Below are 12,303 nucleotides of genomic sequence, written 5' to 3' on the forward strand. Positions count from 1 at the left end.
TGAATTAAAAACTAAACCTAGTCAGGGTTTTCAAGTTAAGAAATGGCTATGCCATTTCTTAACTTGTATAAATCACGTTGCTAAAGCGGGAGCCTTCTCTTTGCTCCAGCCAATACTCCTGCGATAGCTGCCGAGAACTCCTGAGGCAATGAGAGTCTTTTCATCCACAACTACATGTTCATCGGCGTTCGAGTCCACATACAGAGCATCGACAGGGCAATACAACTCGCACATAAAGCAGGTTTGGCAATTACTTTGTCGCGCGATCGCTGGAGGAGCATCGGCAACACGATCAAAAACATTGGTGGGACATACAGATACACAAATATTGCACTGAATACAACGGGTAGCACTGACAAGCTCAATCACAGTTTTCTTAACTCCTTGTTACCGACATTACCGACAATACTCTCGTTTCCCGACTGACATACCGTAGATTATTTCTATCAGTGTGCCACAGCCCTATTCAAAACAAATGTCGTCCAGAATACAATTTTCTGAAAACCTAATTATTAGTTTAACTAAATATTCTGCTGTCTAAACTTTATATTGTTTTTTGATTGCTCTTTGTCATCCCTAATGCCATACTAAGTCTGCAACTTGCATACTACGGTATTAGTTTGTAGATACCGTGGATTAGTCGCATTAATAGCAAAATATTTACGCAAGTAATACCAATGCCCAAAATGGCAACGCCATTTTGGGCATCTCAAAACCTTACTGGGTTTGTTTTTTAATTCACTAAAGTGAGCCAACACTTCAGTGAATTGGTATAAATGCTGGGTGAAAAAAGCTGGATAAAAAAGCAGGAATTTCCCATGACGAAAAAATTAGCAGGTAAAGTTGCAATTATTACAGGTGCTTCCGCAGGTATTGGTGCTGCTACTGCGATCTCCTTGGCTGCGGAAGGTGCATATGTAGCGATCGCCGCTAGACGCGCCGATAAACTCAACGAAGTTGCTCAAAAAATAGAAGCATCGGGTGGCAAGGTTCTCCAAGTAATTACCGATATCACCGATGAGGCGCAAGTACAGAACTTAATTGCCAAGACCAAAGAAACCTTCGGACGCATTGATATTCTGGTGAACAATGCAGGGATTGCGATCGCTGGACAAATCGCCAATGCGAATACCGATGATTGGCGCAAAATGATCGATGTGAATATCTTTGGAGTTTTATATGCCACTCACGCAGTCCTGCCAATCCTTTTAGAACAGAAATCTGGGCATATTGTCAATATCTCCTCCGTAGCTGGTCGTACTGTCCGCGCAGGAATTGGGCTTTATAACTTAACGAAATGGGGTGTGAATGCCTTTTCTGAAGCATTGCGTTTAGAAGTGACACCACAAAACATCCGCGTCACGGTTGTGGAACCTGGAATGGTGAATACAGAAATCGATCAGCATATCTCCGATCCTGTTGCCTACGAAAAGAGTCAAGCACTCCGCAAATCAATTACGCCTCTGGAAGCGGAAGATATTGCCAATGCGATCGTCTATGCCGTTAGTCAGCCTGAACGAGTAGATGTGAATGAGATTTTGATTCGTCCGACGACGCAGTATTGGTAATAGCTGTTAGCGGTTAGCAGTTAGCTTTTGGCTTTTGGCTTTTGGCTTTTGGCTTTTGGCTTTTGGCTTTGGGGTGATTGGTGATTGGTGATGCAAAATAGGTTTTTACTTGTCTGCTTTTTCGCGATCGCGCTGCTAGTTTTTGGGGCTTCTATCTCTGCACTCCCAATTACTGTAGTCGCTATCATTCTGTGGCGCGGGAGTCAGAGTCTCCCGATACAGAAACTACTCATATGGGATTTCGCTTGGTTAAGAATTTGACTGACACAAATTAAAAAATAGTAGTGATTGAAGATGTCTAATCTGCAACTCAGACTTACAGAAGAAACTGATCTCGATTATGTTTTAGATGCAGAGAATGATGGTGAGAATCGCCAGTATATAATTCCTTGGTCGCGGGAGCAGCATCTTCAAGCAATTAGAGATAATAATATTGCTCATCTAATAGTGTGGAGTGAAACTAGAGTTGGCTATGTAATTTTGGCAGGACTCCTTGATACTAATCAATCTGTTGAATTCCGTAGAATTGTTATTACTGACAAAGGCAAAGGCTATGGTAAACAAACAGTTGAGATTGTCAAAAAGTTAGCATTTGAAACTTATAATGACCATCGTTTATGGCTAGATGTAAAAGCCCAGAATCATCGCGCTCAAGCAATATATAAGGCAGCAGGTTTTGCGATCGAAGGAACGCTCCGTGAATGTCTAAAATCTGACAATGGATATGAATCTCTAGTGATTATGTCTATTTTACAAAGAGAATATCGAAATCTTTCTCCAATTGTAATTCGGCAAGCTACTCTAGAAGACTTGTCGACAGTTTTGGATATTCTACTTGAAGCTATTCTGTGGCTTGAGCAAAAAGATATGGCGTTTCTAAACAAAGATGAGATATCTCTAGATTTGATTCGTCCAGATGTTGAAGCTGGCTTATTCTATATCGCTTTTTATGAAGGCGTTGCGGCTGGTGTCCTGAGATTTCAGACAGAAGATTTAGTGTTTTGGGATGACATTCCACAAGAGTACTCAGCATTTATTCAGAGGCTAGCAGTGAGGCGGAGTTTTGCAGGGGGGAAAGTTTCATCAGCACTTATGCAGTGGGCTGTCGAGAAAAGTCGTGAGTTAGGTAAAAGCTATTTGCGTTTAGATTGTGCTGCGGATCGATCGCGGTTACGCGCAGTCTATGAAAATTTTGGATTTCAATACCATAGCGATAAGTTAGTTGAACCTTACTTTGTGGCACGTTATGAGTACAAGCTTTAATCCAGAAAATTAAATATGATCGAAACTTCGCGGCTATTTTTACGACCATTTTTAGAAGGGGATGAATTTGATTTTATCCGAGCTTTAATGGATCGAGATTTTATGGCTTTTTCCCCTAGCGGAGCGCTAAATCTCCAGCAAGCAAAAGTCCGTTTTCGGGAGCTTGTTGACGGTTATCGAACGAATAGTTTTGGTAAAATCGCAATTATCGTAAAAGAGACTCAGCAAATAATTGGATACTGTGGTATTGAACCTTGCGAAATTGATGGTATTCCTGAATTAGAACTTGGATATCGATTGCTAAAAAGCTCTAGAGGTTTTGGTTATGCAACAGAAGCGGCAAGAGCCTTACTCAGCTTTGAATCTCAACGCGATCGCAATAATATAATCGCTTTTACTGAACCAACAAATCAGCCATCAATTAATGTACTTCATAAACTTGGTTTCAAACAATATGGCGTATCTATTTTTCATGATATGTCAGTGATACTATTTAAAAAAGCTCAATAAAATTAGATGTCTCCACGACGACCGACTTTTTCTAAACTCTCGTGATAACAGTAACTATTGGTCTTTGATTTAGACAATAATGATAAAAGTTACAAATTCTGCAAAGAGAGATGCTTGGAAAAGATCTCTCAAATCTATTTTGCAATGGGAAACTAAAAAAGCGATCGCCCAAAAAATCAGTTTTTTAACGGCGATCGCCTTAATGTTTTCTAGCATCCTTCCTTTATCTGCCTTAGCTGACTATGGCGATGTTTTACCATTACCACAACCACCTTTCAAGGGCAAAATTGGCACAACTTATAAGGAATCTCAACCCGACTTTCCTAAACCCATTAAAGCCCCTGCCAAAGCTCCTAATATATTGTTAGTTCTCCTTGATGACGTAGGTTTTGGACAAACTAGTGCCTTCGGTGGCTTGATTGAAACTCCGAATTTAGATCACTTAGCGGCGCAGGGATTACGCTATAACCAATTCCATACTACAGCGCTCTGCTCTCCTACTAGAGCCGCCTTGCTGACAGGACGCAATCACCATTCTGTCAGTACAGGGGTAATTACAGAACTTGCCTCTGGCTTCCCAGGATATACTGCGATACTTCCTCGCAGTGCCGCCACGATCGCCGAAGTATTACGCAGCAATGGCTATAATACCGCCGCCTTTGGCAAATGGCACAATACTCCTGATTATGAAACTAGTGCTGTGGGTCCCTTCGATCGCTGGCCGACTAGTTTAGGTTTTGATTATTTCTATGGATTTTTGGGCGGTGATACCAATCAATGGAGTCCTAACTTGGTAGAGAATACGCAACATATTCAGAAACCTTTAGATGATCCTAATTATCACCTCACTCCCGATCTCGCTGACCATGCGATTAAATGGATTCGTACCCAGCAATCGATCGCTCCCGATAAGCCCTTTTTTACTTACCTTGCTACAGGTGCAACCCATGCGCCCCACCATGCCCCAAAGGAATGGATTGAGAAATACAAGGGTAAATTCGATCAAGGTTGGGATAAATTACGTGCTGACATTTTTGAGCGTCAGCTTAAACTCGGCATCATTCCTGCGGATACAAAACTCACTCCCCGTCCTGCGGAAATTCCCGCTTGGGACTCCCTCACACCTACCGAGCAGAAAGTTTACGCTCATCAATTTGAAGTATTTGCAGGTTTCCTCAGCCATACCGATGCCGAAGTTGGTCGTGTGATTGATGCGATCGCGCAGCTAGGTGAATTAGATAATACTCTGGTCTTCTTCATCGCTGGCGACAATGGCGCGAGTGCAGAAGGTGGTTTGACAGGTAGTGTTAATGAGTTCAAGGTCTTTAATGGTGTTGAAGAAAGTCCTCAAGAAGTCCTCGCTGCCCTAGATGATTTGGGTAGTCCCAAGACTTTCAATCATTTCCATGCCGCTTGGGCTTGGGCAGTCGATAGCCCCTTCCAATGGACTAAGCAAATCGCTTCGCACTTCGGTGGTACGCGCAATGGTCTAGTTGTCGCTTGGGGCGATCGCATTAAGGATCAAGGTGCTATTCGCAGTCAGTTCCATCATGTGATTGATATTGCGCCAACGATTCTGGAAGCGGCGGGAATTACGGAGCCAGAAGTAGTTAATGGCGCAAAACAGCAACCCATTGAAGGAACCAGTCTTGTGTATTCCTTCGACGATCCTGCGGTGGCTTCAAAACATAAAACTCAATACTTTGAGATGTTTGGCAACCGCGCCATATATGACAATGGCTGGGTAGCGGCGGCGCGTCACGGTCGTTTACCTTGGGAGCGATTCTCTAAAACCACTTTCGATCAAGATAATTGGGAACTATACAATGTTGCCCAAGACTTTAGTGAGTCTCAGGATTTAGCTAAGGACAATCCTCAAAAGTTGGCAGAATTACAAAATCTCTTTCTGAAGGAAGCGAAGAAATATAAGGTTCTACCCCTAGACGATCGCACGATTCAACGGTTTGATATTAATACTCGTCCTAGCATTACTACTGGGCGCAATAGCTTTAGTTACTACACCACGGTCACGGGCATTCCCGAAGGTAGCGCTCCTAATACTAAAAATCGTTCCTTTAGTATCACTGCGGATATAGATGTGGCTAAAGCTGGAGCTGAAGGGGTTCTAGTGACTCAGGGAGGACGTTTTGCGGGTTGGAGCTTCTTTCTGCAAGATGGCAAACCCACCTATGTCTATAACTTCCTGAATAGCGATCGCACGATTATTCAATCCCCTGACCCCGTAGCGATCGGTAAATCTAAAGTTAGATTCGATTTTGCCTATGATGGCGGCGGACCTAGTGCAGGTGGCACTGGCAAGCTATTCATCAATGATAAACAGGTTGCTGAAGGTCGCATCGAGAGAACTGTCGGCTTCCGCATTGGCTTAGATGAAACCTTTGATATTGGTCAAGATACGGGTAGCGCTGTGGTTGATAGCTATCAAGTCCCCTTTAAATTCACTGGTAATTTAGAACAGGTCAAACTTGATTTATTGTAAGCAAATCCACTAAATCGGGGAATGAGTAAAGCTCATTCCCTAAATAATATTTACTATGACTAACCTAATCGAATACGAATCCGCTAGTGACGAAGTACGTGCAGTTTATGACGATATTCGCACCACACGCCAAACCGAATATATCAACAATTTCTGGAAAGCTCTTGCCAATCATCCCCCGACCCTCCGTCGCACATGGGAAACCCTCAAGGAGGTCATGGGTGGTGAAGGCGATATCGATCCCCTGACAAGGGAATTGATTTACATCGCCGTTAGCGTTACCAATGGCTGTGAATATTGTATTGCCTCCCATACTGCCGCCGCCCGTGCTAAAGGTTTAACCGAAAAGGTTCGCGGTGAGTTACTAGCGATCGTCGCGACTGCAAATTCCACTAATCGCCTCGCTACGGGCTATCAAATTCCCGTCGATGAGCAGTTTAGATAGCTGGGCTAGGATAGGCGGCGCGTTGCGCCGCCTATCCTAACTATCAGTTTAAAGTGTACAACCTTCTCAAATTCACTATGAATGAATTATTATCCCATCTCAATCCCGATCTGCTCCAACAACTAGACTTTTATTTTCACAAAATTGACTTTATCTTCCTTAATCGACTTTCCTTTTTGCTATTTATTCTAGCGATGTTACTAGCCACAGGCTTGAGTCTCACCATACCGCAGATTATCGAGCCTCTTCGCAATTGGCGGCTAGTCCTTTGCTCTCTGATCGCCAACCTCGTAATTGTACCGATTTTAGTTCTGGGACTGCTGCACTTTATACCCGTAAGTGAACCGATTAAGATTGGCTTTACAATCCTTGCAGTCGCAGCGGGTCCCCCTGTGTTGCCGAAGTTGGCGCAAATGGTAAATGGAAATCTTGCCTTTGCCGCAGGACTGATGATGGTCTTGATGCTTGCCTCCGCCATCTTTATGCCGATTGTCTTACCACTGGTTTTAGATGGTGTGCAGATCAGTCCTTGGCAAGTTGCGAAACCGCTATTTGTGTCCCTATTACCTCCCTTAGCGATCGGGCTATTGATTAGATCACGCTTTGAGGCGATCGCCATCAGCGTTATTCCCTTTCTGCGTCGAGTCAATAGCTTTGCGCTTATATTGGGTTTAACTTCATCTCTCGCCTTGCAATTTAATAGTCTGATCGTCTTAGCCCAAAGCGGCATTGTGTTAGCGATCGCTATTTTTATCATTGTCGCCTTTGCTGTCGGATATTTGCTCGGTGGACCGAATCTCGACACAAGGTTAACCCTTGGCGTAGGCACGGCTCAGCGTAATATTGCAGGCGCATTAATCGTTGCTGGCACAAACTTTGAAGATCCTGCGATTATCAGCGTAATTGTGGTGACGAGTTTATCGTTGTTTGTGGTAATTCGATTGATTGCCAGATTCTCACTAAATCAATCAGCAAGTCAGCAGGTTCCATCGACTGAAGTAAGCGCATCTTCTCTAGGCAATCCGCAATAAATGTCGAAATGCAGGGGTAATTCATAAATTACCCCTGCATTTCGACATTTTGCACAAATCCTAAATGTGTTACTTTTAAGAAGAGGTTACAGGAAAAAATTGATGATTGCGAATCTTCAAAAGCAGTTCTTTACACCTGAAGAATATCTGGCATGGGAAGCAGAACAGCAAGTTCGCCATGAATATATTGATGGTGAAGTTTATGCGATGGCTGGCGGAACTTTGCCCCATAATGATATTGCTGTAAACTTAACAACCATTTTGAAGCCATTCTTACGCGAAAAAGGCTGTAAAGTGAGAATGTCTGATGCCAAGGTCAAGATTTCAGAAAAAGGACCATATTTCTATCCAGATATAGTGGTGAGTTGTAATGAGCAAGATCGGCGATCGCGTGAAGCAATCTTCTTCCCAAAACTAATTATCGAAGTTTTATCACCAAGTACCGCAGGATTTGATCGCGGTGATAAGTTTAAGTATTACCGCCGTTTTTCCACCTTGTTAGAGTATGTCTTGATTGACGCTGAGAAAATTAACATTGATGTTTATCGGCGGGGGAATGCGGGTAAATGGGAATTAACTAGCTATCCAGATGATTTTGCTGAAACTGCTAATCCTGATATTTTTGAGTTAACTAGTATTGATTTTCAATGTCCCCTATCGCAGATTTATGAAGATGTAGAATTGTCGCCAATATCTGAACTATAGCAAAACCCTAAAATACAAATGGCGGTGCTTTGTGCCGCCATTTGTATTTTAGGGTTTAGATCAGCAAACTACGGTAAATTGATAGAGTATTAGTACATTCAAATATTTTCTTTGTACAGTTCTCTAATCATGAAATTTACCCCTTTAAACGATCGCCTGCATAACTATCTTTTGTCGGTTACCTTAAGAGAACATCCTCTGCTCAAGGAACTACGCCACGAAACTGAGAACCATGCTAGAGGCAATATGCAGATTGCTCCAGAGCAGGGTCAGTTAATGGCTTTGTTGATTCAATTGATTGGGGCTAAGAAGACCTTAGAGGTGGGCGTATTTACGGGCTATAGTTCTCTTTCCGTTGCTCTTGCATTACCTGAAGATGGGAAAGTGATTGCCTGTGATGTGAGCGAAGAATATACCAGCATTGCCAGACGCTATTGGCAAAAGGCAGAAGTTGCTCATAAAATTGATTTGCATATCGCGCCTGCAATTCAGACCCTCGATCGCTTACTTGCCGAGGGTCAAGCAAACACCTTTGATTTTGCCTTCATTGATGCGGATAAAGAGAATTATGATGGCTACTATGAGCGATCGCTACAGTTGGTGCGTCAAGGTGGCTTAATTGCGATCGATAATGTCTTGTGGAGTGGACGAGTAATCGATCCAGAGTTCCAAGATGCTGACACTTTAGCAATTCGCGCCCTCAATGAGAAGTTACATCAAGATCAACGGATTTCTCTATCGCTATTACCTGTCTCCGATGGTTTGACCCTTGCTTTAAAGCATTAGATCTCAACGAAATAAGCGATCGCCTTTTGCTGTTATTAAGCGCGATCGCTATATACAGTTTGATGGTTTTCTTATTTCCGCTTCTTTCTGATTCTATTTTTAACGTGATGTGTAACCTGCGATCGCGTTGATATATGTAAATAAAAATATTTTTTTGTATCTTTTTTGCTCTAAATGAATATTGCCGAAGAAATTCTGGCTAATCTGCCTATTTAGATGATTAGGTAGAAAAATTCCGTATAGTTAACCTAAAACAGGCTCTTAGGCAAAATTTCTCTTTATAATACGCCTTACAAGGTGATTAGGCAGAAACTTGACTTGCAGCCTATATACCCTATAGTCATATTAGACGAAAATTTCCGTCTAATACAATTTCCGTCTAATACATATAGCATTCCTAAATCATTTGTAGATTTTGGGGTTTGTGGAAGTGCCCCCCAAAAGAAGGGCACTTCCACAAACCATTTAGGATTGCTATAGTTATAAAAAAGGTAATTGATGAGTTTTTGAATAAAAGGAGAGAAAATGATAAAAGAAATATATAAACAATTGTTCTTATCCCTCCATTTTGGTGGTATAAGGACAATAACTGTACACAGTCGTTAGCTGCAACCCTAAAATGACGATAGTGCAAAAATTAATGAACAGACATAGAATAAAAAAGTCCACCCGTAAAATGGCACATTTGGGTTTTACCGACACACGAGCCAAAGCTCAAAAAACCAAAAGAGCCATTTTTTGCCAACGTAAATAATACGATAAAATGAGCGAAGAAACAGTATCAGCAAGTGGAGAAAGAGCGGCAATAGGTGGTTATTTGCCACAATTTGACGAATTCGCTTGGGTTGTTTATTTGAATCTAATAAATAACAAACTTGAGTGGATAAGAGTTGCCGACCCTAAAGCTGAAAAACTTGACGACATTCAATATTCTGATCATTCAGAACTTCACGCTTATCAAGTAAAGTGGACGATTGCAGATGCAAACATATCATTTGCCAATTTTATAGAATTAATTCCACTTATCACATCAAGTTGGAAAAGTTTAAAAGCAAACAATCAAAGTAAGAAAGTAATACCGCACTTAATAACAAACAAGCGTGTTTCTTCACATGATAGCTTGAAAGACGGAAGTACTAAAATCGGTTCATTTGAAAATTTCATTAATGAGGTTTGGAAAAAATTAAAATCGAATCAGCCGATTGATGCAAAATGGAATCCCATTATTGCTGAGTTCCAAAAGGCAACAAACCTTGATGATACCGAATTTGATAAGTTTATTCGTGTTTTCGATTTTAAACATAGTTATGAAAGAAAAAGGTTTGGTATTGAAAAAGCATATTATACAAGAGAGGACAAAGACCTCATAGACCTTTCCAGATTTTTATGGGAACAAGCAGGAAGTAAAGAAAGGAATGTTGAGTTTTCAAGAGGAAAAATTATACAAAGTATTGGCTGGACGGAAAGATTTAAAACTTTTTTCAACCACGATTTAATTGTTGATAGACAAAGATACCAGCCAATTCAATCTACAATTGAGTTGCTAGATTCAAAGTTAGCTGAACACAAAAGCGGCTATTTATTCTTGCAAGGTAGTCCGGGTTCTGGAAAATCAACCTTATTGAATCAATGGTCAAAAGGTTTAAAAAAAAGAATTGTAAGATATTACGCTTTTGATTTTGTTAATCCTTCTTCTCATCTGAATTTTCACGAACGAGGAAACGCTACTTATCTTTTCTATGATTTAGTTTTTCAGCTAAAAGAAGCAGGAATATACAAAAGAGATATTCTTCCATACAAAGATTTATTCTTTCTAAAAGACGTTTTCAACGAGCAATTAAAAGCTGTTGGAGACGAGTTCGCAACAAGTGGTCAGACAACCATAATAATTATTGATGGTTTAGACCATGTGCCAAGAGAATATAAATTAACAACAGATAGTTTCCTCCGAGCTTTACCTTTGCCAGCTTCTCTCCCAGAAGGAGTTTTCATCATTTTAGGAAGCCAATCTTATGACCTTGATGACATTCAACAAGAAATAAAAACAGAATTTCAGAAAGGTGATAGAACAATTCAAATTGATTCTCTAAAAAAAGAGGAAGTCTATAAATACATAAGCAATCTCAATATCTCAATTCAACTTAGTGACACTCAAAAGTTGCAAATATTTGAAAAGTCACAGGGACATCCGTTATACTTATCTTATCTTATTGAAAAAATAATTGGATCAGATTCCGTTGACGATACAATAAATTCTTTTGAAACAATTGATGGAAGTATCGAAACCTACTATCAAAAAATATGGAATCCAATTCAACAAGATGAAAGCTTAATTCATTTTTTGGGATTGATAGCACGGATTAATGATTCAATCAACCTTCAGTTTGTCCAAGAATGGGGAATTAAGCGAAGTGTTTTAAAGTCATTCACAGAAAAAGCTAAAGTATTGTTTAATGAAACTGAAAATTCGTTGTCATTCTTTCATAATTCATTCAAGCAGTTTCTTCTTTCTCACACATCATTAAATTACCTGACAAACGAATTTGACCAAGAGGAAAACCTTAAATATCACAGCCAACTTGCAGATTATTATTTGAAATCAAAGGTTGAAAAATCATGGAAACAAAATCATCATCTTTTTCGAGCAAAGCAATATGACAAATTCGTTTCAGAGGTTACGCCAGACAATTTTACTGCTCAGCTATTAGATTTTAGACCTGTTGAAGAAATAAAACAGGACGCAAAATTAGGGATTGAAATAGCCCGACAAACTAAGGACATCAATACACTTGTAAGATATTTATTTTCATTAGCAGAAATAGAAAGACGAGAGTTTAATATTGATCCTGCCTCATTTACAGAAGAATATTTAGTCATAGAAAAACCCGATATAGCAAGAAATTACCTACGAAAAGGTAACGTACTTCATTGTACTAACGCTTATGCATTCAAGGCTTCACGCTTATTCATTCAATTCGGACATAACTCCGAAGGTGCAACCCTGTTTAATTTAGCTTATCCCGAAATCATTACAGATTTTGGAATTACCATTAATGATTCGCACAGGTATGAAGAAATTAGAGATGCCTTAGAAGAATGGAGGGAGCATCTCAATTAGGCACTGAGCAAAAATACTTAGGGGAATAGAAATAGCCATTGAGATAAGCGCACCGATGTTTCAAAACTTGAGCAACATTTTGCTGATTCCACTGAGCACCCGAAATCTTGACCCGACGACCAATCTGCTTAACCGCCGATTCAACAGAGCCAGAACCAATGGTTAGCCCCTGTTTCTGTAGATAACCATACTCAGGTATACGATGACGGTGATTGCGTAAATAAGCTAGAAAATTGATAGCTCGTTTGAATTTACAACCTGAAAATAAGACAATCGCCTGCTCAACATCACCTTGCCAGAGAAAATCTTCTACCTTGGCTAGACGACGCAAAGAACCACCAACAGCATAAAGATGTTCTTTCAAATGAAACCAGTCC

General features: G+C 40.6%; 10 protein-coding genes and 2 pseudogenes. 10 read left to right on the top strand and 2 right to left on the bottom strand.

The window, feature by feature from the left end; translation table 11 throughout:
- Positions 1-72: 72 nt before the first annotated feature.
- Positions 73-369 (bottom strand): ferredoxin family protein, encoded by a 297-nt coding sequence (locus PseudUWO310_RS19170; protein WP_143122091.1) that lies wholly within the window; start codon positions 367-369, stop codon positions 73-75.
- Between the two features lie 449 nt (positions 370-818).
- Here PseudUWO310_RS19170 and PseudUWO310_RS19175 point away from each other — a divergent pair, with 449 nt between their 5' ends.
- The 10 genes and pseudogenes from PseudUWO310_RS19175 (at position 819) to PseudUWO310_RS19225 (ending at position 11,926) form a co-directional block, all read left to right on the top strand.
- Positions 819-1,568 carry an SDR family NAD(P)-dependent oxidoreductase gene (locus PseudUWO310_RS19175; RefSeq protein ID WP_143122092.1) on the top strand — a complete coding sequence of 250 codons (750 nt, stop codon included), beginning with the start codon at positions 819-821 and terminating at the stop codon, positions 1,566-1,568.
- A gap of 146 nt (positions 1,569-1,714) precedes the next feature.
- Positions 1,715-1,843, top strand: a pseudogene (locus PseudUWO310_RS24015) (formylglycine-generating enzyme family protein); the annotation flags it as partial.
- 19 nt (positions 1,844-1,862) lie between these two features.
- Positions 1,863-2,831, top strand: coding sequence for a GNAT family N-acetyltransferase (locus PseudUWO310_RS23405; protein ID WP_223805760.1), 969 nt, complete (start codon positions 1,863-1,865; stop codon positions 2,829-2,831).
- A gap of 15 nt (positions 2,832-2,846) precedes the next feature.
- Positions 2,847-3,341 (top strand): GNAT family N-acetyltransferase, encoded by a 495-nt coding sequence (locus PseudUWO310_RS19195; protein ID WP_143122093.1) that lies wholly within the window; start codon positions 2,847-2,849, stop codon positions 3,339-3,341.
- A gap of 79 nt (positions 3,342-3,420) precedes the next feature.
- Positions 3,421-5,841: an arylsulfatase gene (locus tag PseudUWO310_RS19200; RefSeq protein ID WP_143122094.1), complete on the top strand. Its 2,421-nt coding sequence runs from the start codon at positions 3,421-3,423 to the stop codon at positions 5,839-5,841.
- 55 nt (positions 5,842-5,896) lie between these two features.
- Positions 5,897-6,286 carry a carboxymuconolactone decarboxylase family protein gene (locus tag PseudUWO310_RS19205; protein WP_143122095.1) on the top strand — a complete coding sequence of 130 codons (390 nt, stop codon included), beginning with the start codon at positions 5,897-5,899 and terminating at the stop codon, positions 6,284-6,286.
- 77 nt (positions 6,287-6,363) lie between these two features.
- Entirely contained in the window at positions 6,364-7,317 is a 954-nt protein-coding gene (locus PseudUWO310_RS19210) for a bile acid:sodium symporter family protein (RefSeq protein WP_143122096.1), read from the top strand.
- 102 nt (positions 7,318-7,419) lie between these two features.
- Complete coding sequence (locus tag PseudUWO310_RS19215) at positions 7,420-8,022, top strand: Uma2 family endonuclease (RefSeq protein ID WP_143122097.1); 603 nt, start codon at positions 7,420-7,422, stop codon at positions 8,020-8,022.
- Between the two features lie 129 nt (positions 8,023-8,151).
- The gene (locus PseudUWO310_RS19220) at positions 8,152-8,808 is read left to right on the top strand and encodes a class I SAM-dependent methyltransferase (protein WP_143122098.1); all 657 of its coding nucleotides are present in this window, start codon (positions 8,152-8,154) and stop codon (positions 8,806-8,808) included.
- A gap of 763 nt (positions 8,809-9,571) precedes the next feature.
- Positions 9,572-11,926 (top strand): NACHT domain-containing protein, encoded by a 2,355-nt coding sequence (locus PseudUWO310_RS19225; RefSeq protein WP_143122099.1) that lies wholly within the window; start codon positions 9,572-9,574, stop codon positions 11,924-11,926.
- On the opposite strand, the pseudogene PseudUWO310_RS23035 reads toward PseudUWO310_RS19225, so the two are convergent.
- Positions 11,919-12,303: pseudogene (locus PseudUWO310_RS23035) on the bottom strand (ISKra4 family transposase); the annotation flags it as partial. The gene PseudUWO310_RS19225 and the pseudogene PseudUWO310_RS23035 sit on opposite strands and share 8 nt — an antisense overlap.

Origin of the sequence: Pseudanabaena sp. UWO310 (genome assembly GCF_006861605.1) — a bacterium.
In the GTDB taxonomy this organism is placed as follows: Bacteria; Cyanobacteriota; Cyanobacteriia; order Pseudanabaenales; family Pseudanabaenaceae; genus Pseudanabaena.